The organism is Leptospira idonii (assembly GCF_004770995.1).
GTDB lineage: Bacteria > Spirochaetota > Leptospiria > Leptospirales > Leptospiraceae > Leptospira_A > Leptospira_A idonii.
In genome coordinates this window covers 96,647-121,013 of sequence record NZ_RQHW01000016.1, presented here as the reverse complement: position 1 = coordinate 121,013, position 24,367 = coordinate 96,647, and the positions used below count along the sequence as shown (strand labels likewise).

The following is a 24,367-nucleotide window of genomic DNA, read 5'->3' as shown; positions in this document are numbered from 1 at the left end:
TCTCTACTTTAGTAACGGTAAAAATAAAGAAGGGTAAAGTCTTTTCTATGGCCAGACAGGACAATTTAAAAATCTTCACTACTGCAATTTTGGTAGTTCTACTTTTATCCTTTGTTGTTTTCGCAATCATCTATAAAGTTGAAATTCTCGAAAAAATCAAAACGATCGGAAAGTCGAATACCTTTGAAAAGGAAGATCGAACCATTGCGGAAAAACCTTGGAGTCCTCCTTCCGAACTGACGAAGGAATCTTCCGAAAAAGAAACTGCTTCTACGGAAGAAAAGGGAAAACCGAAAACGGAGCTTCCTAATCTTCCCAGCTTGGAAGAAATGGAGCCTAGTTGGGAGAAACCTTCCAATCATAAATCCGTTTCGATCACCGGCAAAAAAAAGGAAACTACTACAACTGCGGCTAGAAACGAAAAGGAAGAAGTTTCTACAGTGACCGGAGTTCGAGAGAACATTCCTGAAGAAAAAAAAGAAGGATACACAGTTTCCGACCTTCCTAAGAACAAAATTCCGAAAGAGTCCAACTTAAAGGAAAAAACTTCCAAAAGAGATACGATTGTGTATCAGCCTTCGTATTCACCTAAGACGAATTCTGCGAAGAAGCAGCCTTCTTCCAAAAAGGTATCCATCAACTCTTCTTCAAAAAAGTGGAACTCTTCCAAAACGAGAACTTCCGACCGAAGATCCAACCGTTTTCATTCCATAGATTCCGGTTTCGAATCCCGTTTCAGAGAGATGGAATCCAAATTCGTCCTGCAAAATCAAAAGAACGAAAAAAGATTTTCCGAAATCGAAAAACGAATCGATAAACTGGAAAAAGCTCTCGGTCCCAATTAGATATACTTGTACGGAGAATCTTACCAAAACCTTTTCCGATCCATCCAGTCCCGGTTCTCGGAAAAAACTTTCGAACTCATAGCGGTCTCCAAAACCAAACCTTACGAAGTGATTCGGGAAGGGTATTTGGGCGGGATTCGTGCCTTCGGGGAAAATTATATTCCCGAGGCGATCGAAAAATTCACAAAATTGAGAGAAGAGTTTCCCGATGCAGTACAATCCGTACAGTTGCATCATATCGGTCCCGTTCAAACAGGAACCTTGCGCAAGTTATTCGGTGTGTTTCAATTCACCCACGGAGTGGGTTCTTTTTCCACTTTGAAGGAACTTCTTAAAAGAGCGGAAAAAGAGAAAAAACTAATTCGTTATTTTTTACAATGCAATCTTACGGAAGAGAGCTCCAAAAACGGAATCTCAACGGAAGAAATCCTTTCTAAAAAAAAGGAATTGGAGTCTCTTCAAAACGAATTCTGTGTATGGGAAGGTTTTATGGGAATGGGTCCGTCCGACGGAGATCGGGAAAGAACCATTCTTGCCTTTCGTAATTTGAATTCGATTCGTAAGGAATTTTTTCCGGACAAAAAACTTTCTATGGGAATGAGCGGAGATTTTGACTTGGCGATGGAAGAAGACTCGGATTATTTAAGAATCGGATCATTGATTTTTGGAGATAGACCCTATGGCGGAAACAACAAATAAATATAAGGTGGGAGTAGTCGGTCTCGGCAAGATGGGAGGCGCCATCGCTTTGGGGATACATGCATCCGGCAAAGGTTCCGTGGCAGGGTTTGATCCTTTTGCCAAATCTAAAATTCCAGGGATCGATTATAAATCCGGCATTGCCTCTCTGGAAGAAAGTGCAGACATCATCATTCTGGCTGTAAAGCCGGGAGACATCGCTTCCGTTTTGGGGGAGTTTCAAAAACCTAAATCCTTCCTTTCCATTGCTGCGGGCATTCCTATTTCCGTTTTGCAAGAGAAGGCTCCTAAAGGTTCCAAGTTGGCCAGGCTGATGCCCAATCTGCCTTTGGTTGTGGGAAGAGGGGCAATCGGATATTACGGAGACAAATCTTTGGACGGAGTCATTTCCGATCTATTCGCTTCTTTGGGAGTGGTGGTTTCTTTGGACAAAGAGGGGTTGATGGATGCAGTCACGGGACTCAGCGGTTCCGGCCCGGCTTATGTTTATACCTTCTTACATGCGTTAGCTGAAGGCGGTCTTAAGGAAGGACTTTCTTATTCTCAATCCTTGGATTTGGCCATGGAAACCATTTCCGGAAGTTTGGAATATTTTCGAAAACTGAAAGAATCGGACAAAGATCTGCACCCTATGGAAGTGAGAAACTGGGTGACTTCTCCCGGGGGAACAACCATCCACGGTTTGGATGCCCTGGAAAGAGGGGGATTTGTGTCTTCCGTCCGGGATGCGGTGACTGCCGCCACCAAAAGAAGTTTAGAATTGGGAAGTAAGGATTAAAAGAAGGATGATAACGGTTGCGCGGACAGGATTCGAACCTGTGGCCTTTGGGTTATGAGCCCAACGAGCTACCAGCTGCTCCACCGCGCGGTGTAATTACCACAGTCTCATTGGCGAGTAATTTGTCAAGTTATTGATGAAGTGATCTTTCGTATTTCTTGCAAATAGTATAAAAATTATACTCCCGATTAAAATCGTACTTTACAGAGCCTTAGATTTCAGTGTTTTTAAATAGTTAATCTCTAGCTTTGGCGGTGTGCTTTGTCCTTTAAAGAAAATACAGACATAGTATTCGAACATTACGAAAAAAAAATCTACGATCAAAAACAGCTTCTAGAGATTTCCAGAGCCCTTAACTCTACTCTTGATTACAAATATCTGATTGATGCGATCCTAAATATCTGTTTAGCACAGTTACAGACTCTTCATGCTGCGATGTATTTAGAGCCTGAGATCGATCTGGGTTTGTTTAAATTGGAGCCTCAATCCACAAAAGGTTTCGAACTCACTACGGAAGATCATAATTACGAAATTAAAATCGATACTCCTCTCATTCATTACTTCGAAGAAAAACCGAAAGCGATCACTATGGAGCAGATCCTGCTTGTGGATTCTTTGAAAACTTCAGCCGATCTAAACTATCTCAGAACATTGGGTGCGGAGATCCTTGTTCCTCTCAATGCGAAGGGCAAGGTCAACGGTCTTTTGGTTTTGGGAGAGAAGATGACTTCCGAAGAATTTTTGGAAGATGAAAAAGAGTTCATGACCACTCTTGCGAATTTGGCGGGAATTGCGGTAGATAACGCTCGTTTGTATGAACTTGCTACCGTAGATATGATGACAGGTTTGAAAATCCATCACTACTTCCAAACCAAATTGAAAGAAGAAATGGAACGGTGCCGCAAAAAAGGCACAAAACTAGCGTTACTATTTACCGACGTCGATAAATTCAAAGTCTTCAACGATACTTACGGACACCAAGCGGGAGACGTGGTTCTCATCGAAGTGGCGAAACAATTGATCCATGCGGCACAAAGACATCACATTCCTGCGAGATACGGTGGAGAAGAATTTTGTTTGGTGATGCCTGGTGCTTCCGAAGAAGAAGCTTTCGCCAAAGGGGAAGAGATCCGAAAGGCTGTGGAATCCATGGTTGTAAAAAATCCGAACGATGGAACCGATCTAAAGGTGACTCTTTCCGTGGGAGTTTCCACTTTCCGCAACACAGATAGAAACAATAAAGATTTGATCGAAAGAGCGGATAAGGCTCTCTACCAAGCAAAACATTCCGGTAGAAACAGAACAATTTGCTTTAAAGAATAAAAAAAAAGCCGATGAGGAGAGTATGGCAGAAGCAGCACCCATCCTCTCCGATCTATCTCTACAGAAACAAAGTTCCGTTCTGGAATCGATTCGGGACAGGGCTCTCGGGCTAAAGTCTTTCAATTTTCAGCCTTACTCTTGTTTTATCGAATATAAATCCAGAGAAGAAAAAACGGGAATCGAATACAGGGACTGTGTGGTAGATTATTCCCGCTGCCCGAATCAAAATTGCATCAAAAAATTGGTTTAAAACTTTTCCTCCTCTTTATTTTCGCAGCCAACATCGGATGCGGTAAAGAAATCAAATCTCCTTCTGTTTCTAAAGATAAGGAGCCTCTTTCTTCTTTTTCCCAAAAACTACCTTTCGATCAAAAATGGATAGGGAAGTTTCGTGTGGAAGACAAAGAGTCCCATCTTCTATTGCACGGATTTACGGAAGCTTCTTCCGGAAATCCTTTGGCTTTGTTGTGGGATACAGGCTCCGATGTCAGTTTTTTATCCGGCACTCCCGATTCTTCCGTTTCCCAGGCTCCGCAGGAATTAATTTGGAGCGGAAACCGTTATCCTTTCTCGGTCAAAAAAGGAATCATTCCGGATGAGATGAAAGGAATCGTAGGTCTCGATTTTTTTCGTGAAACATGTATTTGGTGGTCAGGTGAGGATCTATACGTTTTTCATCATTCTTCCGTTTTTTGCGAAAGGCCCCAGGCGTATCTTTCCACTTCCCTGAAAACTCTAGTCACCAAGAGATTGGGGGCTTATGCGGCAGTGACCTTTCGATTTTTGGGAAAACAATACGAATATGGTCTTTTGGATACCGGATCCAGTTTTTGCATCCTTCCTAAGGAAACCGATGAGAAGTTCGAATTTTTGCGAAAAGAGACTGTGATTCTGGCGGGAAATCGCCGTAAAGAAGCGGAACTTTTCCATACGGAAGAAAGTTTGGGGTTGGCCACAAATTCGGGAGTGTTCCAGGAATATTCTGACATTCACCTTTTGACCGGAATTTCACTTGAGAATTTCCTTTTGCCAAGGGAAAAGGATAGGGGAGATGTTTGGGTGGTCGGTTTGAGCATTTTGAGAAAGCGTCCTTTGTTTTGGGATTTCTCAAGAAATCGAATCGCTGTTTTTTCTCCCTAGTCCAATGAGTGTGAGCCAAAAAGAAAAGATTATAGTCGCTATGAGCGGAGGGGTCGACAGTGCTGTCGCAGCAGGACTCCTTATGGAACAAGGTTATGATGTAATTGGTGTTAACTTACGTACCTGGGAATACGAAGCTCCCGCCTGCGATGTTACGAAAAAGTCATGTTGTTCTCCGGAAGACATCCGAGATGCGAGGGATGTGGGACTTTCTTTGAATATTCCTTTTTATGTGATCAAAATGGAAAAGGTATTCGGAGAGAGAGTCATCAATCGTTTCATCGAAGATTATAAGGACGGACGAACTCCCAATCCTTGCGTAGAGTGTAACACCTTCGTTAAGTTTGGTGCTCTTTTCGAACAAGCCAAAATTTTGGGAATTTCCAAAATCGCTACCGGCCATTACGCAAGAGTTTTCGAAAAAGACGGAAGATACGCGATTCGTAACGCAGTCGATATGAAAAAAAATCAGGCGTACTATCTGTATGGCCTTTCCCAAGAAAACATTAAAAACACAGTATTTCCGTTAGGTGAAATGGATAAGTCCGAAGTTCGTGAAATCGCAAAACGAATGGGCCTTCCCGTGGCGGAAAAACCAGAGTCTCAAGAAATTTGTTTTATTCCTGAAAATGACTACAGAAGTTTTTTAAGAAAAAAAGGAGTCGAGTTCACTCCCGGTTTTTTCAAACTTCTTTCCGGACAAATCATAGGCAAACACACCGGCAAAGAAGGTTTTACCATAGGCCAAAGAAAAGGTTTGGGAATCTCTTGGAAAAATCCTCTTTATGTAATTTCGATCGAAGATGACGGAACCGTTGTATTGGGAGAGGATGAAGAAACCTTTTCCGATTCTTTCGTATTGGAAGAAATCACATACCAAGCACAAGCTCCTATGGAAATCGGAGAAACTGTAGATATGAAAGTTCAAATTCGTTATCGCAGTAAACCGGTATTATGCTCCGTAACGAACCAAGGAGACACTTGGAGTGTTCGTTTTCTGGAAGACGTAAAAAGCGTCACTCCCGGACAATCCGCCACTTTTTATCCTACCGATGGAGATTATCTTCTTGCTGGAGGAATCATTCGAAAGGGTTCCATTCAATTGAAAAAAAGAATCTTAAATTCCGATCTTGAAAAAATTCCTTTGGAAACTACCGTTTGAAATCTGTCGCAGATAAAACAATACTCATCATCGGCGGGGGACTTTTGCAGGTTCCTATCATTCAAACTGCTAAGACCATGAAGTTGAAAACCTTGGTTGCGGATATGAATCCCAGTTCCATCGGGTTTCAGATTGCGGATGAAAAAATCGTCATGTCTACGAAAGATGTGGAAGGAATGGTTCGGGAGTCTAAAAAATATTCCCAAACAAAACCCATCCATGGAGTGATCACCGCAGGAACGGACGCAAGTATGACTGTCGCCGCAGTGGCTTCCGCACTCGGCCTTCCGGGAATTCGTTTTGTGGATGCGGAAGCTGCATCTAACAAAGTTAAAATGAGACAGCGTTTGAAAGAACACGGTCTTCCTATCCCTCGGTTTGCTCCTGTTTGGTCTTTGCAAGATGCGAAAGATGCTCTCGATTCTTTGACTTTTCCTTTGGTAATGAAGCCTGCGGACAATATGGGTGCCAGAGGAGTGATTAAAGTGAATCATAAAGATGAAATTCCTCATGCGTTTCGCCATGCGAAAAAATTCTGCCCTACTGGAGAATTGATTTTAGAGGAATATATGGAAGGGCCGGAACTTTCCGTAGATGCTTTGGCGTTCCAAGGTCAAATCCGAATGACAGGTATTGCGGATCGCATCATAGAAAGAGAACCTTTTTTTATCGAAGTGGGGCATAATATGCCTTCCGCGTTGTCTCCTCAAGTTTTAGAGGAAGTCGAAAAAGTGATGTCAGGCGGTATGAGAGCGCTTGGAATTCATCTGGGCGCAGGAAAAGGAGACATCAAAGTCACTCCGAAAGGTGTGATGATCGGAGAGATCGCTGCCCGATTGTCGGGCGGTTTTATGTCCGCTTTCACCTATCCGTTGTCAACCGGAGTCAATTTGAATCGTGCTGCGCTTCTCATCGCACTAGGAGAAACTCCGGACAATTTGGAACCTGTTTTAAATCGTATTTCCATAGAAAGGTCTTTACTTTCCAAACCCGGCAAACTCATCCAAATTTCAGGAACGGAAGAAGCCAAAAAGATCGACGGAGTGAGTGAAATTTTCCTCCAATCGAAGCCGGGCGATATCATCAAAGAACCTACAAATAACATCGATAAATCGGGACACGTAATCATCACTGCGGACAATTTGAAAGATGCGGAACTGATTTTCGAAAAAGTAAAACAAGTCGTTCGTTTCGAAGTGGATGAGGTTTTTTCCGTCAGCGAAAAAGAAATCAACGACCAAGCCAGGCAGAGATTCGGAAAAGATATCTGCTGGGTATGTAAAGTTTGTGACGGAGTGAACTGTGCTTCAGGAATCCCTGGAATGGGAGGAGTGGGGCGGATGGAAACTTTCCAAGACAATTATACCTCTCTTCAAGAATACCAAATCGTTCCTAAATATATACGAGATCATGTTCTTCCTAAAGTAGAAACCAACTTTTTGGGTTTGGCTCTTTCCACACCTATCATGTCCGCACCTATGACAGGTGTGGGAACGAATATGAATTTCGTGATGACGGATGCCGATTACGCAAATCAAGTTACTAAATCTTTTGCAGAGAACGGTTCCATTGCTTGGTTAGGCGATGGTGCCAGTCCAGAAAAATATAAAGTGATGATCGAAGCTATCCGCAAATCGGACGGGAGAGGAATCTTAATTTGTAAGCCTAGGTCTGACGAAAAACTTCTGATAGAAAGACTACAAGAAGCGGAAGAAGCAGGGATCTTTGCCGTAGGGATGGATATTGATGCGGTCAATTTCAAAACGATGACGGCAAAAAATCTTTCCAGTATCTCTCGTTCCTTGGAATCCCTCGTAAAAGTACGAGAGAAAGTAAAACTTCCATTCATTCTGAAAGGAATCATGAGTTTAGAAGATGCTAAACTAGCGATGGATGCTAAATTCGATGCAATTGTTGTTTCCAATCATGGAGGAAGAGTTTTAGATGGTATGCCAGGGACGGCGAGAGTGCTTCCTAAAATCGCGGAACTGGCGAAAGGAAAAATTCCTCTCTTGGTAGACGGAGGAATTCGTTCCGGTATGGATGTATTTCGTATGCTTGCGTTAGGTGCCGATGCTGTTTTGGTCGGCAGACCTGTGGCGATCTCCCTTGTGGGAGGAGACAGTTCCGGGATTCGATTTTTATTGAATCGTTACTCGGAAGAATTGCGTCAGACTATGAGTGTTACCGGATCTGCGGTTTTGAAGGACATTCATCGGTCCATGCTGATTCATAAGTATTTTGGTTGATACATGGATAAAGAAATAAACGATTCGGAAGGCGTCTTAAAGGTCATTACGGCTCTCTTCGGAAAGCTGCCTGTGACGATCCAATTTGAAGGGAAAGAAGTTCCCGTCAAAATCATCGCCTTAAAAAACAAAGCTCTTATCATCAATACTGCTCTTAAGTTTCAGGACAAGGTTCGATTACTTTCCGTAATTCACAACGGAAGCAAGTTTCAAGCTCATTTTTTACTCGCGGGAGGAGATGGAAACGGAATCGAAATTTTGGCTCCCGCTAAAATTTCAATCATGGCTGCGACAAGGGAAGGAAACAGGGTGGAACTTTCCAACGGTTCCAGCGCTGTTCTGAAAGTTTCCAATATCATCAACGTGAACGACGTTTCCAAAGCGATCGGCTTCGACGATAAAAAGGTAGATGCCATTCTTCTTGCTTACAGAGCAAAACTGACGAAAGCGTATCCTCAGTCTTCTATCTTTTTTGCGGGAAGGATGGACAACCGTCTGCGATTGATGCATCATTATGAAAAATCCATTTTCATTACGGATCGAAAAAATAAATCCAGTGCGAATCCCATGTATTTTCCTTTCGACGAATATCTCCGTATATTCGAATCTTCTAAAATTGAAGATAAATACATTTCCGAAATTTGCGCTCCCATCAAATACAAAGGTTATACTCATTTAGGTTATGTTCAGGTGCTTTCCGAAACTCCTTTGGAACTTGAAACCTTCAATCAACTTCAGGTGTTTGCCAATGCAGTCGCAAGAGACATCATCAGCACAGGAGTTTTCCAAGAATCGAGAGATACTTGTCAGGTGATGGACTTAAGCCCCGGAGGGATCAGCTTTTTGCATTCTCCTACCCGCTCTTTCAGTAGAAGCGTTACGATGGGAGGAACCATTCTTTTCGACATCGTCTTCAATTCGGAATTGAAAGGAACTTATAGAGGAATCATCAAAAACATCCGCAACCAGGAAACCAACTACAGGGTCGGCTGCCAGTTCTATAACTTGAATCAATCCGATATCGACACTATGGATAAATTTCTGGCGATCGGCAAGCCTGCTCAGGATGAAGTTCCTGTTCCTGTTTCCGAAGAGGAGTCCGAATCCGGCGAGCCTAAGGAAGAGGAAACACTCGTGGAAGCGCAAGCGGAGGAATCTGCTCCCGATACCGATCCGATTGATCCGTTTGCCGAAACAGAAGAACCTTCCCAATAAGTGAAACCTGGACAACCTTACGCTAGTTTTGTGCCTTCTCTTTTCCCGAAGGTGCATCTGGGCGAATATTTATTTCAACGTTTTCCTTATCACAGCAGGGAAGAATGGTCAGAGCTCATTCTTGCAGGAAGAGTGACCGTCAACGGAAACAGGGAAGATCAAACTTTCCCATTGAGTGTGGGAGACCGCATTGAATACCTTCCTTTTGCGGAAAAAATCAAAGAGCCTGAAGTGAATTCCGACTATTCTTTGTTATTTGAGTCCGACGAATATCTCATCGTAGACAAACCTGCCAATCTGCCGGTGCATCCTGCGGGAAGATACAGAACCAGAACCTTACTCACCTTTCTGGAAAAAGAGAGAGGGGAGGGAACTTGTTTTCCTGTCCACCGACTGGATCGGGAAACTTCGGGAGTGATCGTTTTTGCAAAAACCAAGGATATGAGAGGGAAACTCCAAACTTTATGGGAAGCCAGAGAGGTGGAGAAAAAATATCTGGCTTTGGTTTACGGCGCATTTTCCGGTGAAAAGGTCTGTGAAGGTTTTATCGGGAAAGACAAGGAAGCTTCCGTCCGTAAAAAACAGAAATATTCCGAACATCCTTTTGAGGATTCCAAACCCTGCCGCACAGATTTTTCTCCTCTACTTTACGATTCTGAGAAGAATATATCCCTTGTTTTAGCGAAGCCTGTCACTGGCAGAATCCATCAGATCCGAGCGAGTCTCTTAGGGAACGGATTTCCCCTCGTAGGAGACAAATTATATGGCAAAAGAGAGTCCGCATTTTTGGATTTCATTCAGAACGGTGATGCGGACAGATTGAACGTTGAATTAGGGCATCATCGTCAGTGCCTTCATGCCTTTTCCGTTTCCTTTACCGATCCGAATACCCAGAAACGGATGGAATTCGTTTCTTCTTTGGCAAAAGATTTATGTCCCTTTTTTCCTTTTTTCGATTCAAAATATGTCACTTAACATAATTTAAAAAACATCCGGTCTGTTTTTCCGATTGTACCGATCCTTTTTATACATAGAAAGGAGACTTTTGCAACGGATGGCAGGAGCAGAAAGATTATTAAAGGAATCGGATAAGTTTCTCTACGGAGAATTCTGGACCGCAAAACAAAGACAAGGTCACCCGATCCATCATACAGTAAGTTATAGAGCTTCGTTTAAACCCGAATTGCCTTCTTTTTTCATGAATGAATTTCTTAAAAAAAAGAAAAGTGTCGTTTATGATCCGTTCGGTGGCAGAGGAACGACAGCGATTCAGGCAAATATAGAAGGACATGTCGCAATACACAACGATATTCATCCGCTTTCTTTATTTTTGGCGAGCGCCAGACAAAATGTTCCCGGTTTGGAACGATTGATTGCGAAAGTGGAATCCTTGGATCTGTCTACGGAAAATCCGGAAGAAGAAGGGGATCATCTGCTGCTTCCTTTTTTTCACCCTAAAACTTTGAATGAGATCAAAAACTTAAAAAAATACATGCAGGAAGATGATTCTCCTGAAATGAAATTCATCGGCCTGATCGCATTGTCCAGGTTACATGGCCACAGCACCGGTTTTTTCTCCGTTTATACCTTTCCTCAAGTGTCCATTCCTTCGGAAGCACAAAGAAAAAATAACATCAAAAGAAACCAATCTCCTGAATACCGGGAAGTAAAACCAAGAATCATTCAGAAGATGAAAAGAGACATGTCCGTTGCGATGCCTCCTTTTTATCATGAATTTTCCAAAGAGAATATCTATAGTTTGTCTTCCGCCAATTCTGTTCCGAACATCGCTTCCGAATCCGTGGATCTCATCGTAACTTCTCCTCCTTTTTTGGATAAAGTGGACTATGAGGCGGACAATTGGTTGCGCCATTGGTTTTTGGATATTTCCAAAAACTCAGAAAGAAAACTCAGCATCTTCAGCAATCTCCAGGATTGGAATCACTTCATTCGTTCCACTCTGAAAGAATCTTCCCGTGTCCTGAAAAAAGGGGCCTATATGGTGATGGAAGTAGGAGAGGTGAAGAAAGGAAAAGAGATTCTGAATTTGGATGAAGACGTAGTGAATATGGCGCAGGGAACGGGACTTGTCTGGTCAAAAACCTATATTCACACCCAAACGTTTACGAAACTTTCCAATTGCTGGCAAGTTTCCAATAACGAAAAAGGAACAAATTCGAACCGTTGCGTAGTACTTCGCAAAGCGAATTAGGTCTAAAGAGTATGAAACGAATTTTATCCTTATTTTTGATTTTATCCGCGTTGTTTTTTGCGGTAGGAGTCTCTTTTGCTTCTCCGGACGGCGCGGATCCTCCCATCGTTTTGAAGGTAAAGAAAAAAGAAGGAAACAATTACTCTTTGGATCTGGAACTACCACCTAACTATGGATTTCAAAAAGATGCTCCTCATCGGGTTTTGGTATCCGGTTCGGGAGGATTGAAAGTAGAAAAAGCTGATTTGAATTTAAGCGGTCCCGTTCATCCTAAAAAGGCGGAGTATTACGAATATGTAAAACCTCTGAGTCTTCAGTTGAAAGGAAAAGGGGATTTGGAAATCAGTGCGAAATTGTTTTACTGCGATTTTAAGAAAAATATCTGTATCCCCGGAAAGGTATCCCGGAAGATACAGATAGTCGACTAACTTACTCTAATTGAGTCGTTACCAGTCGTTTTAAATCCCTCTTATTGATTTGGTAGAGAAAAAAATATCTTCCCCCGAGGGAGATGTTTTTATCTACCAGCTTGCCTTCTTTGGAAATATCTCTTAATTCTTTTTTGCTCTTTTCCGAGATATTGGCGGGAGCGTAAGTTTTCAGTAGATTGAGCGATTTTTGTTCCGCAATGGATTTTGCTTCCAAAATTCTTCCTTCCGCATCGGGAAGAACGCTAGAGATGGCTACTTGGAAAAGGGAGTCTGTGATGAAACCTTCTTTCGCTTTCGTAAATTCCAAAACCGCAGGGGACTCTTCCGGTTTCTCCGTAGTAACAATTGTTTCTTGCACGATTTTTTCTTCTTTGGCAGGAGCGGATTTACAATTAAAAACAGCTGTTAATCCTGCAGACAGCGCCAACAAAGTTAGTATTTGAGTCGGAACGAAATGGTTCATAATGGTTCTCTCATTGGAATTAGATAAGCCTTCTCGGGCAAGGGAGTCGACTCAACCTTAGTATATAGTTTCTCTTGAATATTTCGAAATAGGAAAGCACATTTTGTTCTGTCCGTGTAATCTTCTTTGTAAAGAGTCAAGGTATCGAAGAACCAAATAAAATTTTGTACATAAGGACGGCTTCCCTCACTCGAAGGAACAAGGGCACCGCTTCCATCCTTTTGTTGTTGGTTTTGGCCGGTGTTTGTGGTACCTGATGCGGTCGTTCCCGTACTATTTGTAGCGGTTTGGGGAGCTGTGCCCGAGGTAATGGCTGCTGCAGGATTGGAATTTAGGGCTTGGCTGGCTTCCTGGGCCTTTCGATCGGAACGTTGTTTTCCCAAAGAAGTGTATTGGTATTCTTCGATCCCTGTTCCGAATCGATACTTATCCCGATGCGCTTGCAGAAGATAGGGGATGGACAGTTCTTCCCGAAGAATGAGAGCTTTCTGTTTGCAATTTTCCCTTCTTTCTTTTCCGGAAGTTTCTAGGGAAGAATAAGGCACTTCTACTTTGATCTGAAAAAACTCTCTGGAAATAAATCCGTTGTCTGTTTCGTTCTGAAGGGCATGTTCCACAAGAAGGGGGTCTGCCGGTTGGAAAGAAGAACAGGAGAGTAGAAAGGGTAAAATTAGAAGTTTACGATTCATTTTCTAGTCTCAAGATAGTAGAAGATGTTCAAAATACGACCCTTTTTCCTGATCATTTTGTTTTCCCTTTCGGCTCTTTCGGCAGACGATCAATTTTTTCCCAAATCCGAGAAACTCTTTCAAGAGAAAATTCGTAAGGTTCGTCTAGACAACGGTCTGACCATGATTCTGATGAAGAGAGGCAATTCTCCTACCTTGGCTCTTTACATCAAATTCAAAGTAGGTGCCGTGGATGAAACTCCGGAGCAAGCCGGGACAGCCCATCTACTGGAACACATGCTCTTTAAGGGGACGAAGGATGTAGGCACTTCCGATTTTAAAAAAGAGGAAAAATACCAGGAACAAATCGAAGTTTGGGGAACCAAACTGGACAATCTAAGACTGGAAGAAAGAAATTTTACTGAGAGTGGGCGTAAGGTTCCCGATTCTTTATCTTCCGAAATTTCCAAACTGGACAAAAGGCTGAAAAATCTGATTCAGCTACAAGATCAATTTATTATAAAAAACGAAGATTCTTATATATATGAGCAGAACGGCGAAGTAGGATTCAACGCTTATACCTCACAAGACGTTACCAACTACCAAATTCAGCTTCCTTCCAATCGTTTGGAGATTTGGGCGAAATTGGAATCCGATCGTTTGAGAGATCCCATCTTAAGGGAATATTATACGGAAAGAGACGTAGTCATAGAAGAGAGAAGAATGAGAACCGAAGACAGCGGGTCGGGGGTTTTGAGAGAAAGATTTTTCTCTGTAGCATTCGAAAGTCATCCGTATAGAAAACCTGTTATAGGTTATGCGACAGGACTTCCTTTTTTGAAAATCGACGAAACTAAGAAATTTTTCAAAGAAAACTATACTCCCAATAGAATGGTAATTGCGATCGTAGGAGAACAGAATTTCGACGAAACGGAAAGAATCGTCCGTAAGTATTTTTCCGATCTGAAAAAAGGAAAAGATCGTTCTCCTTATAAGATCGAAGAGAAACAATACTTAGGTGAAAAAAGAGTGAAGGTGCTTCATCCTTCCAGCCCTCAGATGATGTTAGGGTGGTTGAAACCCGCTTATCCTCATCGGGACAATGCAGGTTTTGATGTATTATCCAACCTTCTCACTACGGGGGCCGGTGCCAGACTCAACCAAAGATTGGTTTTGGGAGATAAATCGGCAACCTCCGTCGGCTCTGCCAACGGGTATCCTGGAGAGAGATATGCGAATTTTTTCACGCTTTTCGTCAAACCCGGCGGGAATGCGGATCTTTCCGGAATTGAAAATTCGATTTGGGAAGAATTGAAAAAAATCGAAGAGAACGGGGTTTCTAAGGAAGAGTTGGAAAAGGTCAAAAATCAGATGATCGCAGACTTTTTGAAAACCATGGATGATAACGCAACGATTGCGGATCTTTTAAGTTATTATGAATTGTTATACGGCAATTGGAATCATATATTCAAACAGTACGAAACCATCCAATCCGTGGATTCGAAAGAGATTCAGGATATCGTAAAAAAATATCTTTCTAAAGACAGAGTAGTGATAGGAGTCTTGGAAGACTCGAGAAAAGCCGGAAAATAAAATGAAAAAGATATATTTAATACTAGTTATGTGTTTTGTCTCTTCCGTTCTCTTTGCCAGGGAAATGGGAGACTTTGTGAAAAATATCAAACTTTCTCCTTTGGTTGTTCATTTCCCCGAAATACAAAAGGAAGTTTTGGAGAACGGAACTGAAATTCAGTTTTTATCTAATCCTGAGTTCCCGATCGTCTATGCCGATTTTCATATCTATCACGGAAGGAAAAATTTGGGAAAACGTCCCGTAGAAATAGTCCGCCTATTGGAAGATAGCTGGGAGTTCTCCGGTTCCAAAACCTATCCCAAAGATTCCTTCCTTCAGGAGTTTGAAAAGTTAGGTGCAGGTTTCTCCTTGGCGATCGATTACGATAAAACATCCATACATCTCAGTTATTTGAAGAAGGACGAGGAAAGGATTTTTTCACTTTTAAAATCTTTTTGGGAAGAGCCGAATCTGAATTCGGAAGTCATCTCAACCATGAGAGGAAGGATCACCGACGAAATCAAAAGAAGAAACGACAATCCCACTCAGTTGGGAGGTAGAAAGGCGAAGGAAGCATTATATAAAAATACGATTTACGGATCTACTTCTCAAATTTCTTCTTTGGAACAGATCCGAGAAGAAGACCTTCTTTCTCTGCAGAAAGAGATCCTTTCCGAAAAGAAAAAAATTCTACTGCTTACGGGAGATGCGAATCTTCAAACTTGGAAGTCTTATCTTTCTCGGTGGAAAAACTACGAAAGCTCCGGACAGAAAACTTCCGAGGAAATCACTTCCGAACTTTTGGCGGAAAATATCAAAAATTCCAAACAGAAGAACATCTTGGTGGAAAAGGAAGTCGCTCAATCCTTCGTGTACATGACAGGAGTGATTCCTAAACACAACGATCCGGATTTTTATGCGATCCAAGTTTTGAATTATATCATCGGAGGCGGTGGATTTAACTCATATTATATGAGAGAAATCCGAAACAACCGGGGACTCGCTTATTCTGCGGGAAGTTCTGCCGACTTTCAGGCGGATTACGGAACCATTAATTTTTTTGCGATGACGAAAACTGAGTCCGTTCCTGAAGTTCTGAGTTTGATGAAGGAACTTATAGAGCCGAAACTCATCGACTCCTTGAAAGAAGAAGAGCTGACCCGAGCGAAGGTCGCCATCAACAACCAATTCGTTTTTTTATTCGAAGATTCCCGCAAAACTCTGACAAACGAGTTGAGATTCAGGGATCATAAAATGCCGAAAGACTATCTCCTTAAATTCAGGGAAAATATAGACAAAGTAAGTTTGGAAGATTTGAGAAGGGTCGGAAAAAAATATTTTTCCTCTAGTGATATGCTGGTAGTGATTGTGGGACCTAAATCGCTTCAGTCTCAGTTAGGTGGAAGTTTTCGATTGGTACAGCCGGAAGAGATTCTCCCTTAAATGGCGATTGCTCATTTCGAACACAAAGGTTGGAAATTCGAAGGAATTTCGGAAGGAGGGATCCGCACTTCTATCGCATTCCCTTCCTTGGATCTTCTATTCGATTTCGGTGCGGTAAATCCCGACAAAATCAATATAGGGAATCTCCTTCTGACTCATGCTCATTTGGATCACTCCGCAGGGATTCCTTATTATGTGTCTCAAAGAAGTTTAAGACAACTTCCTCCTCCCCGCATTTTCGTTCCGAAGGCGATCGAAGAAAATCTAAGACAAATCTTAAAACTCTATTCCGTTATGGAAGACTTCGATTACGACTATCATTTGCAAGGTGTGGAATGGGGAGAAAGAGTCGATTTGAAACCGGGCTTCTTTTTTAAGCCGCTTCCTTCTTTTCATAGAGTTCCTTCTCAAGGTTATACGATTTTCGAATCCAGAAAAAAATTGAAAAAAGAATTCTCTCATTTGAGCCAAACGGAAATCAGAGAGATGAAGGAAAAAAACGCAGATCCCACTACGGAGATCCAAACTCCTCTCGTTTCTTTTTCGGGCGATAGTAAAATAGAATATGTTTTGGAAAACGACGATGTAAGAAAGAGTCAGATCCTTTTTATGGAATGCACTTATTATTGCGACAAAAGAGGAGTCGAACGTGCCAGAGAATGGGGGCACACTCATTTGGATGAAATCGTACAAAATGCGGATGCTTTCGAAAACGAATCTATCGTTTTGATCCATGCTTCCAAACGTTATCGATACAAGGAACTGATAGAGATCGTAGATAAAAAAATCCCTGATTCCTTAAAAGACAGAATCCATCTTTTTATTCCCGTTAAACCTTAGTTTTATGAAACCCAGACCCAGTAATTTTATAGAAGGATTGGAAACTTATATCGAAGAGAATTTTGTTTCCAGACCGAATCCTATTTTTTTGGAAATGGAAGCATTTGCCAAAGAAAAGTCGGTTCCAATCGTTTCCGCGGCTTCCGGAAAAGTTCTTTCCGAACTGGCTCGATTCATTCGGCCGCAACAGATTTGGGAATTGGGAACTGCCATCGGTTATTCCACTCTTTGGCTCTATGAAGGATGGCCTGAGGCCGAGATCATCAGTCTGGATCGAAACGGAGAACAGTCTTCTTTACTCGATTTTTATTTTTCCAAAATGTATCCGAACAGGCAAATTCCGATTAGGCGGGTAACAGCTTGGGTTTTGGACTATATGTACGAGAATATCTCCCAATGGGAGAATGCGGATCTGTTTTTTGTGGACTGCGATAAGGTGACTTATCCCGAACTTTGGGATCTTTTGAGCGCCAAATCGAAACCAGGTGCCCGTATTCTTTTCGATAACGTGCTTTGGCACGGAAGAGTGGCTGTGAAAGAATTTTCCAAACCCTCCGACTTGGCCGTTCGATCCCTTTGGGAAAAGGTAAAATCTTCAGGAATGAATTACACTCTGTATCCGGTAGGGGACGGGCTTCTCTTAATAGAAAAACCATAAAAAATAGTAGTCAGACTTTGTTTATCTGAGATACCTAGTTTGATGTTTTAGGAGACAGTTTCCCCTTATGAAAAAAATTTCACTTCTGTTTTTGGTGTTTTTTACAATCACATCTTTGTGGGCACAGGAATCGGGTGCTTCCGATAAGGGCAAAGAACCTCACGACGAAATCGATAAACTCGACCAAGGTTCCAATTTAGAAAGAAGAAACTATCAACTTATTTCAGAGTCCTATCGTGATCGTATCGTTAGCGGACTTAGAATGCTCACCATCATTTCCTCCAACTTCGGGGAGGATGTTCCCGAATCCAAAGCGGGTCTTGAAAAAATCAAAAAAGACTACCAAGCAGCTCTTCGTTATTACTACAGACGTGCCTATGTCGTTTCCGGAAAAGCGATGGTGCAAGTGGACAAAGACTTGAATGATCTTCTTTCCAAATTCTCTAAAGCATACGATACCAAAACACAAACTCTACTTGCTGAATGTGCGGATGCGATTTCTGCCCAGGAAGAGAAACAATTGGTGAGTGATTCCAAAGAAGGTGGTTCCGCAATCGCTTACCACAGCATTCCTGAGAGCCAACATAAATTGAAAATTGCATACTATCAATTGTCCATGGCGACGGATATGATCCGAGGCAGAAGATACTACGATTCCATCGTTCATTTCAGAATCGCAAAAGATTACGGAATCAGAATCCTAGTCGACTTGAAAGATGCGGAAGCTGATAAAAAAGGGATCTCCGATAAATATGCGAAAGATCTAAGCGACAATCGTAATTTGATTCATGCAGGTGCCGCTGCAGCAGCGAACTAAAAATAAATTTCTGCCGAAGGGACTTCCTTCGGCATTCACTCTCCATTGAACCGTAAACTTTATATCCTTTTTTCTTTTTTCCTTTCCACCCATCTTTTTTCCGTTCCCACCTATCAAATCGTAGTCGATCCGGGTCACGGAGGAGTCGCCAAAGAACCTGTAGGCGTGCATGGAGATAAATACGATTCTCTCACTCAGACCTTTCTGGAAAAATACAAACAAGGAACCGAGTCGGGTTCTTTAACGGAAAGGGAAGTCGTTCTCAAACTTGCTCAAGAAGTTCATTCCGTCTTGAAACTTACGGAAACCGAGGAAGGTTGGGTTCAATTTTCCCGCCATCTGAAGAATTTTTCCAATGAAAAGTCGTTTCCCAGAGTGGTTTTGAAATCGGTTTTGACCAGAAATTCGAATTATGAAAACGATCCTTCTTCGGAAGATCCGAATGCCGCCTATCGTTTGTATGATTTTCCTGATCCTAAAACAGGAGTTCGTCGAAAAGGGAGACTTTCTTTCATCAATGAACAAAAACCTCATTTGGTTTTATCCTTACATTTGAATCCTGCGGGGAAGGGACAAAAGGGAGGAATGGCAGCCGTCCTCACTCCCGGATATAAAACCTTCCATCTCTTAAAGTCCATTTCGGAAGATAAAAAAAAGCCAAAATCTTTTCTTTCCTCTCCTTGGTCGGATTGGATGGTTTTCGTAGCCAATTGGAGCAAACTGGAAAATGCGGTGGCGGATGCTTGGATTTATTTTCATGGATACTGGTCCGATAAGTCGGGTAAAAAGGCGGATCTGGATAAGTTTGAAGGATACCGCCAAAACATGGTTACATGGAAGTATGCCGACGATAAGAATTGGGAAAATAAAGCGAAAGCAGGCGGTAAAGGCCCTTATTCCAAAACCCATTCCGGATTTTCCGCAGAAGGTGCTTTTTGGGAAAGAGAGAAAGGAAAAAAAGAAACCTGGCGTAGAGAAGGGGGACGGGAAGGTTTCGGAGGAGATAATTATTACGCTTCCAGGGAACTGATGCGTTTTGTTCAATTCGGACTTAGGGAACAATTGAAGGATAAAAACGGAAATTATCCTGAAGTGGGGCCCATTCAAAAACCTTATATTTCCACTTACAGTCTTCCTACTTACACGAATGCGATTTGCGCTTTTTTAGAAATAGGATACATCAATCGTTCCAGAGACATGAAGTATCTTACTGAAAACAGAAAAGAGGTCGCCATTTCTTTGGCGGTGGGCATCTATTCCTTGTTTAGTGGTATGGAAATGAGAAAACCTAAAAAAATGCCTGTTGTTCCCAAAGGCAAAAAAATCAACTGGGAAAGATATGAGAATTATTTCAGTGAGGTAACTTCTCCTTGAACGAGAAAAAATCCATATTATCTGATCCTATTTTTCCTAAGGTGATCGAAGCCTATCAAAATTCATTGAAGGAACGTTATTCGGCAGAATCCCTTTCCCGTTTTCCTAAATATTCTTCCATCAAAAGGGAAACGATCGATCTACTCATCGGTTTTTTTACAGAGTTTTTGTATCCGAAATACGAAGAAAGACTGAAATTGGACTCAGCCTTTCAAGCGTTAGCCGGTTTTGTTCATCATCCTGCGAAAGTTTGGGGGATTTTGGGAAATATCGCCGCATCGATTTTCCGTTTCGGAAGGCATTTCCCTTTGGCTCTTAAAGCGGGTTTGGCTGCACTTCATTCCTATGTTACTGCTCATTCCTTCGAAGAAATATTGATCCGAGAAGTGAATTCGGAAGAAAATCCTTCTTTGGCAATTTCATCTAATGAAAGTTTTACGAAGATATTGGGAAGAATTCCTCAGAAAGATGCGGATGCATTTCGTGCGGATATAGGCAAACTCTTTCACACTTTCACGGATGAGGTTTTGGTGAATAAGATCATTCTCATCATGGATGATATACTTCGTAAAATGGAAACGAAAGAGAATCTTTATACGGAAACAGACAAAAGAGGAATCGATTTAGGGATTCAGATTTTAAAGAAGGGGAGATTTATTTTCGATCGGCTTTCAAAACAAGAGATGTTTCTAGTGATTGAGGCGATCGATGAAGTAGAAAGGGAATTTTTTCTAGAGGCAAAGAGAAAATCTAAAAGCTAACACGAATATCACTTAAAAAAAGTTACATGGTACCGATGGCCGGAATCGAACCGGCATGATGTTGCCATCGGTGGATTTTGAATCCACTGCGTCTACCAATTCCACCACATCGGCGAATTAGCTTTAGTCTTCTGCTTCGATATATTTACCTTTTCCGCGGGCCACTATTTTGCCGATCTCATTTTCTATTTCAGCACGATTTTCGATGATTTTTTTGTTCTTCTTTACGAACCAACCGCGAAGGTGGAGAGGCTCGTTCACTTTGGCCGGTTGTAAAAAACGAATGGTCAATTCACCGGTAGTGGTTTCGAAATTCATCGCTTCATTGATCTTCATCATGATCTCGTCCAAAATGGTGGAGATGATGCCAGGGTGGATTTGATCCGGTTGTCCTTGGTATTTGTCGGGGCAGGTATAATCACCGAATGCTGTTTTTGTATCTTCATCGAAGGTGATTTTGAGCTGCAACCCGTCTGCATTGTCTGGACTTGAGGCAAAGCTTAGATTTTTTTTGGCAACGGATTTCATGCCACCATAACATGCAAGAAAAAGTCTGGTGTCAAGCACAAAACATGCCAAATCCCCTAGGGTTGCTCTGAGACGAGAAAAACGGGGTAGATACCACAATTTGTTCGTTTTTGCTGCGCCCCGGATCGCAGCGGAAATCAAACGAAACATCTTTCCCGCTCTCGGCAGCGAAACTTCCTGTATCTACTTCCAAACTCCGGCATCCCTGCCTACGTCACCGAGAGAAATAGGTTTCGCTGTGCAAGAGAGGCTGTTTCGTTTATTGGAGCGGAGAGCCGGAAATGGCGCCCCACTGAATTTAGTAGGAAAAGATTTTCGGATTTTTCGAAGTCGTCTAATCGATGGCTCAATTTCGAGGTCTTACTCCTCGAAAATAGATAATAAGGCTTATTTTTTAGAATGATCACCACTCTTATGATGCTACTTGGACTTTCTGGCGCCGGCGCCGGATTGTACAATGTACTCAAGTCTCCTTCTTCCGGATCCGGGGGAAGTGAAGGTGGTGGTAACAACCGCAGAAGAAGACGCAATCGGAAAGATTCGGAGGAACCTTTCGAGGGAGGCGGAGAAGATCCGAGCCTTCCTCCTCCGAAGTGGGGAGGAAGAGGGAAAGAAGTTCCTTTTCAAACTCCTCATTCCGCATCCAAAGGAGCAGAGCCGAATCTTCCCGAGGGCGGCTTACCTGCGTTAGAGGATTGGGCTTCCAGAGATGACGAAGGGCTTCCTATGCCAGGATCCGGAGGCGGCGGAGGAGGAGGTACTACGCCGGGTGGAAGCGGCGGTGTTCCTTCCAAAAATCCGAGAGGAAGAAATCGAGGAGGCGGTGCAGGGAAACAAAACCAACAGCTTCCTCAATCCTTGGAAGATATTCCTTTGGGAGATTTTGGAGATGAGGAAGATGACGATTTTTCTTCTCCTGATCTCCCCGTTCAAAATCTAAGACCTAAAAAAGAGAAACCGGAAGTTTCTTTTTCCGTAGACGATATCATTTCCAAGAATTCCAAGTATTCGTTTCATCGCAGACCTTTGTTAAATGCGGAAGCATTGATGGAGAAAAATAACGTAGAAGAGGCGATCGAAATTTTTCTGCGGACGGGAGAACGCATTCCCGATCAGGAAATCAAAAACAAGATTCAGAAAAACATTCAGGATCTGGAAGAGTATATGGAAGACCAAGGATCCGGTTCCGCTTACGAACCGGAAAAAGATCTTCCCGGAAAACAATCCGATTCGAATGTTACCGATCCCAAAAGACAAAAAAGAAAAATAGACGGCGCCTCTGCATCAGGTGATGATCCTTCTTCTCAGGGTTCCAAAGATTTAAACGATGCAGGCCTGCAGGATTTTGTTTCCGCAATGAAACAGGTCTCCGAAATCTTCGCTGAATCCATCGCAAAGGCCATTCAATACGCAGGCAGCGGAGGTGGTGCCGGCGGTGCTACTTCTCCTCTTCCTGAGAACTTTTCTCCACCAAGCGGTGGTTTACCGAGTGCCCCTCCCGGCCGTTTTCCTTCTCAAGGAGGATCTTTTCCTCCCCCTTCTTATCCCATACCTCCTTCCGATTCGGGAGTGCAGGCTGCTCAGGAGACCCCTCAAAGACCAGAACAAGCGGAAATAAAAAACTTTGATTCACCCGGAGGAAGCGGGACACCTGGCTCCTATCCTTCTTCTCTGCCTCCTCCGGGCGCAGTCGGTGCGGATTTTTTACATCCTTTGATCTACCAGTTTTTGAAAGATGCTCCGCCGATTCCAGGTTATTCGGGAGCGGATGGAAAGGCTCAGAAAGAAAATTATGAAAATCTTTTAAAATCATTGAACCAAGGTTTGATGGCTCCTCCTACGGGCGCTCCTACTTTTATGCCTCCGATGCAGGGTGGAGGTGCTTCCGGGATTGTTGGGCCGTTTTACCTTCCGAACCCAGAGCAAATTCAGGCGGATTTACAGGGGCTTTCGGATGCACTGAACCAAGCTGCTTCGGGAGCCGCTGCTTTGGGGCAAGCAACGGAAGCAGTTCAATCGAAAGATGTTTCCGAATTGGATCTTCCTGAAGATACTTTTTTCTCCACAGAATGGAAACAGTTCCGGGATCTTCCTCTCGTGGACAGGCGTTCCGGGAAAGAAAGAAGGGTCAGCCCGGACAGAAGAGAAAATAAGGCGGGTCGTAAGGACAGACGTTCCGGAGTGGATCGTAGAAAAGGAGATCGTTTTAAGGAAAGAGAAAACTATCTCAAAGATAAGGCCTTACAAAAGTTAGAGTCTGATGCTAAAAAGGCACAGAAGATCACTCCTTCTTCTCTCAATGATTTACTGAGACCTTATTTTCCCGCTCTTCCTCAAAGATTGGATCTTCCTGAAGGTCTTAATCTCAAACAGGACAAAGAAGAAGAACCTCCTAAAGAGGAAGAATGGATTTCCTCGGACGAAGATTCCGAATGGTTCGATAAAACGAACGATGCCCTGAAAAAAGAGGTACATCTTCCTTCTCCTTCCGAAACGGAAGAAACTCCCATCACTGCTGCACCTAAGATCGGTTTACCGGATGCAATCGATCCTGCTAAAGCGAAATCGGAAACTGTCATCGAAACGGATGAACCGATTCAAGTGGAACTTATGGGGAGATCTCAGCCGGAAGAGATCAAAATCGGTCTTCCGGATGCGGACGAAGTGTACCGAGATAGAAAGGTTAAGGAAGAAGAGGAAGACATTCTCGCTCCGGAAGAACCGGAATTGGATACCGAACCTCCCGAAATCGAAATCGTAGATGGAAACTTGGGAGAGATTCCTGAAGCTCCTGACACTCCGGAGGAGATGGCAAATAAGGTAGAGGAAGAACCTGAAAAAATCATCCACGGGGTTTTGGAACTCAAACCTCCCGAGGCGGACGATGCTCCTTTCCTTACTTTGACTTATGATTTCGGAAAAATTCCGCATGCTTTTCGTTTGTCGAAGAACTATTCCATTATGGAGTATTCTTATTTCAAATACAAACCTATGTTGATGAAGGCTCAGGAATTCGCCCGCCGTAAGATGCTGAAGAATGCCTTGAACTATTATCGAGTCATCAAATCGCAAAATATTCCTCCCGAACTTCGTAAGATGATCAATCGTAACATCAGAGACATCACCGAATTTATGGAAAAATTCCTTATGGCCAAGGGCGGTTAGTCCTTGACAAAATCCTTTCGTAT

Annotated in this window: 23 protein-coding genes and 2 tRNA genes; 20 read left to right on the top strand and 5 right to left on the bottom strand. The window is 42.7% G+C overall.

Annotation, left to right across the window (positions count from 1 at the left end):
- Positions 1-47 precede the first annotated feature (47 nt).
- The 3 genes from EHS15_RS05380 to proC are packed head-to-tail and all read left to right on the top strand — an operon-like array spanning position 48 to position 2,322.
- Positions 48-845 carry a hypothetical protein gene (locus EHS15_RS05380; RefSeq protein ID WP_135759523.1) on the top strand — a complete coding sequence of 266 codons (798 nt, stop codon included), beginning with the start codon at positions 48-50 and terminating at the stop codon, positions 843-845.
- Between the two features lie 6 nt (positions 846-851).
- Positions 852-1,544 (top strand): YggS family pyridoxal phosphate-dependent enzyme, encoded by a 693-nt coding sequence (locus EHS15_RS05375; protein ID WP_425460624.1) that lies wholly within the window; start codon positions 852-854, stop codon positions 1,542-1,544.
- Entirely contained in the window at positions 1,525-2,322 is a 798-nt protein-coding gene (proC, locus tag EHS15_RS05370) for a pyrroline-5-carboxylate reductase (protein WP_135759521.1), read from the top strand. The genes EHS15_RS05375 and proC overlap by 20 nt, the downstream gene beginning before the upstream one ends.
- A gap of 17 nt (positions 2,323-2,339) precedes the next feature.
- Here the strand turns inward: proC and EHS15_RS05365 are convergent.
- Positions 2,340-2,412, bottom strand: a tRNA-Met gene (locus EHS15_RS05365).
- 171 nt (positions 2,413-2,583) lie between these two features.
- On the opposite strand from EHS15_RS05365, the gene EHS15_RS05360 reads away from it, so the two are divergent.
- The 9 genes from EHS15_RS05360 (at position 2,584) to mpl17 (ending at position 12,051) form a co-directional block, all read left to right on the top strand.
- Positions 2,584-3,645, top strand: coding sequence for a sensor domain-containing diguanylate cyclase (locus tag EHS15_RS05360; protein WP_135759520.1), 1,062 nt, complete (start codon positions 2,584-2,586; stop codon positions 3,643-3,645).
- Between the two features lie 22 nt (positions 3,646-3,667).
- Complete coding sequence (locus tag EHS15_RS05355) at positions 3,668-3,895, top strand: hypothetical protein (protein WP_135759519.1); 228 nt, start codon at positions 3,668-3,670, stop codon at positions 3,893-3,895.
- Positions 3,874-4,785: a hypothetical protein gene (locus EHS15_RS05350; protein ID WP_135759518.1), complete on the top strand. Its 912-nt coding sequence runs from the start codon at positions 3,874-3,876 to the stop codon at positions 4,783-4,785. The genes EHS15_RS05355 and EHS15_RS05350 overlap by 22 nt, the downstream gene beginning before the upstream one ends.
- Before the next feature lie 10 nt (positions 4,786-4,795).
- Positions 4,796-5,947 carry a tRNA 2-thiouridine(34) synthase MnmA gene (gene mnmA, locus EHS15_RS05345; protein WP_135759517.1) on the top strand — a complete coding sequence of 384 codons (1,152 nt, stop codon included), beginning with the start codon at positions 4,796-4,798 and terminating at the stop codon, positions 5,945-5,947.
- Positions 5,944-8,196, top strand: coding sequence for an alpha-hydroxy-acid oxidizing protein (locus EHS15_RS05340; protein ID WP_135759516.1), 2,253 nt, complete (start codon positions 5,944-5,946; stop codon positions 8,194-8,196). Before mnmA ends, EHS15_RS05340 begins: the two co-directional genes overlap by 4 nt.
- A 3-nt stretch (positions 8,197-8,199) precedes the next feature.
- Positions 8,200-9,411 (top strand): PilZ domain-containing protein, encoded by a 1,212-nt coding sequence (locus EHS15_RS05335; RefSeq protein WP_135759515.1) that lies wholly within the window; start codon positions 8,200-8,202, stop codon positions 9,409-9,411.
- Positions 9,412-10,386, top strand: coding sequence for an RluA family pseudouridine synthase (locus EHS15_RS05330; RefSeq protein ID WP_246051905.1), 975 nt, complete (start codon positions 9,412-9,414; stop codon positions 10,384-10,386).
- 79 nt (positions 10,387-10,465) lie between these two features.
- Positions 10,466-11,623, top strand: a complete 1,158-nt coding sequence (locus tag EHS15_RS05325) for a site-specific DNA-methyltransferase (RefSeq protein ID WP_135759514.1) — start codon at positions 10,466-10,468, stop codon at positions 11,621-11,623.
- An 11-nt stretch (positions 11,624-11,634) separates the two neighbouring features.
- Positions 11,635-12,051, top strand: coding sequence for a cell surface protein MPL17 (gene mpl17, locus EHS15_RS05320; protein WP_135759513.1), 417 nt, complete (start codon positions 11,635-11,637; stop codon positions 12,049-12,051).
- Between the two features lies 1 nt (position 12,052).
- On the opposite strand, the gene EHS15_RS05315 is transcribed toward mpl17, so the two are convergent.
- Entirely contained in the window at positions 12,053-12,517 is a 465-nt protein-coding gene (locus EHS15_RS05315; protein WP_135759512.1) for a lipoprotein, read from the bottom strand.
- Positions 12,514-13,206 (bottom strand): hypothetical protein, encoded by a 693-nt coding sequence (locus EHS15_RS05310; RefSeq protein ID WP_135759511.1) that lies wholly within the window; start codon positions 13,204-13,206, stop codon positions 12,514-12,516. Before EHS15_RS05310 ends, EHS15_RS05315 begins: the two co-directional genes overlap by 4 nt.
- 24 nt (positions 13,207-13,230) lie before the next feature.
- Here EHS15_RS05310 and EHS15_RS05305 point away from each other — a divergent pair, with 24 nt between their 5' ends.
- From EHS15_RS05305 to EHS15_RS05275, 7 genes are all read left to right on the top strand, one after another.
- On the top strand, positions 13,231-14,778 hold the full coding sequence (locus tag EHS15_RS05305) for a M16 family metallopeptidase (protein WP_135759510.1): 1,548 nt from the start codon (positions 13,231-13,233) through the stop codon (positions 14,776-14,778).
- 1 nt (position 14,779) lies between these two features.
- Positions 14,780-16,201 (top strand): M16 family metallopeptidase, encoded by a 1,422-nt coding sequence (locus tag EHS15_RS05300; RefSeq protein ID WP_135759509.1) that lies wholly within the window; start codon positions 14,780-14,782, stop codon positions 16,199-16,201.
- Entirely contained in the window at positions 16,202-17,041 is an 840-nt protein-coding gene (locus EHS15_RS05295) for an MBL fold metallo-hydrolase (protein ID WP_135759508.1), read from the top strand.
- A gap of 4 nt (positions 17,042-17,045) precedes the next feature.
- On the top strand, positions 17,046-17,699 hold the full coding sequence (locus EHS15_RS05290; protein WP_135759507.1) for an O-methyltransferase: 654 nt from the start codon (positions 17,046-17,048) through the stop codon (positions 17,697-17,699).
- Between the two features lie 67 nt (positions 17,700-17,766).
- Complete coding sequence (locus EHS15_RS05285; protein WP_135759506.1) at positions 17,767-18,516, top strand: hypothetical protein; 750 nt, start codon at positions 17,767-17,769, stop codon at positions 18,514-18,516.
- A gap of 45 nt (positions 18,517-18,561) precedes the next feature.
- A complete protein-coding gene (locus tag EHS15_RS05280) occupies positions 18,562-19,890 on the top strand; it encodes an N-acetylmuramoyl-L-alanine amidase (protein ID WP_246051904.1) in 1,329 nt (442 codons plus the stop codon).
- Positions 19,887-20,651 carry a hypothetical protein gene (locus EHS15_RS05275; RefSeq protein WP_135759504.1) on the top strand — a complete coding sequence of 255 codons (765 nt, stop codon included), beginning with the start codon at positions 19,887-19,889 and terminating at the stop codon, positions 20,649-20,651. The genes EHS15_RS05280 and EHS15_RS05275 overlap by 4 nt, the downstream gene beginning before the upstream one ends.
- Positions 20,652-20,678: 27 nt before the next feature.
- Here the strand turns inward: EHS15_RS05275 and EHS15_RS05270 are convergent.
- Together EHS15_RS05270 and EHS15_RS05265 are read right to left on the bottom strand one after the other, a co-directional pair.
- Positions 20,679-20,765: transfer RNA gene (locus EHS15_RS05270), tRNA-Leu, on the bottom strand.
- Between the two features lie 9 nt (positions 20,766-20,774).
- Positions 20,775-21,179: a PaaI family thioesterase gene (locus tag EHS15_RS05265; protein ID WP_135759610.1), complete on the bottom strand. Its 405-nt coding sequence runs from the start codon at positions 21,177-21,179 to the stop codon at positions 20,775-20,777.
- A gap of 399 nt (positions 21,180-21,578) precedes the next feature.
- Between EHS15_RS05265 and EHS15_RS05260 the strand changes: the two genes are divergently transcribed.
- Positions 21,579-24,344, top strand: a complete 2,766-nt coding sequence (locus EHS15_RS05260; RefSeq protein WP_135759503.1) for a hypothetical protein — start codon at positions 21,579-21,581, stop codon at positions 24,342-24,344.
- Positions 24,345-24,367: the final 23 nt, after the last annotated feature.

Excerpts from the sequence above, each read along its gene's own strand:
- EHS15_RS05295 (WP_135759508.1), top strand. The coding sequence starts at position 16,202 with ATGGCGATTGCTCATTTCGAACACAAAGGTTGGAAATTCGAAGGAATT.
- EHS15_RS05315 (WP_135759512.1), bottom strand. The coding sequence starts at position 12,517 with ATGAACCATTTCGTTCCGACTCAAATACTAACTTTGTTGGCGCTGTCT.
- EHS15_RS05260 (WP_135759503.1), top strand. The coding sequence starts at position 21,579 with ATGATCACCACTCTTATGATGCTACTTGGACTTTCTGGCGCCGGCGCC.
- EHS15_RS05355 (WP_135759519.1), top strand. The coding sequence starts at position 3,668 with ATGGCAGAAGCAGCACCCATCCTCTCCGATCTATCTCTACAGAAACAA.
- EHS15_RS05300 (WP_135759509.1), top strand. The coding sequence starts at position 14,780 with ATGAAAAAGATATATTTAATACTAGTTATGTGTTTTGTCTCTTCCGTT.
- EHS15_RS05310 (WP_135759511.1), bottom strand. The coding sequence starts at position 13,206 with ATGAATCGTAAACTTCTAATTTTACCCTTTCTACTCTCCTGTTCTTCT.
- EHS15_RS05325 (WP_135759514.1), top strand. The coding sequence starts at position 10,466 with ATGGCAGGAGCAGAAAGATTATTAAAGGAATCGGATAAGTTTCTCTAC.
- EHS15_RS05290 (WP_135759507.1), top strand. The coding sequence starts at position 17,046 with ATGAAACCCAGACCCAGTAATTTTATAGAAGGATTGGAAACTTATATC.
- EHS15_RS05335 (WP_135759515.1), top strand. The coding sequence starts at position 8,200 with ATGGATAAAGAAATAAACGATTCGGAAGGCGTCTTAAAGGTCATTACG.
- EHS15_RS05285 (WP_135759506.1), top strand. The coding sequence starts at position 17,767 with ATGAAAAAAATTTCACTTCTGTTTTTGGTGTTTTTTACAATCACATCT.
- EHS15_RS05380 (WP_135759523.1), top strand. The coding sequence starts at position 48 with ATGGCCAGACAGGACAATTTAAAAATCTTCACTACTGCAATTTTGGTA.
- mpl17 (WP_135759513.1), top strand. The coding sequence starts at position 11,635 with ATGAAACGAATTTTATCCTTATTTTTGATTTTATCCGCGTTGTTTTTT.
- EHS15_RS05305 (WP_135759510.1), top strand. The coding sequence starts at position 13,231 with ATGTTCAAAATACGACCCTTTTTCCTGATCATTTTGTTTTCCCTTTCG.
- EHS15_RS05265 (WP_135759610.1), bottom strand. The coding sequence starts at position 21,179 with ATGAAATCCGTTGCCAAAAAAAATCTAAGCTTTGCCTCAAGTCCAGAC.
- proC (WP_135759521.1), top strand. The coding sequence starts at position 1,525 with ATGGCGGAAACAACAAATAAATATAAGGTGGGAGTAGTCGGTCTCGGC.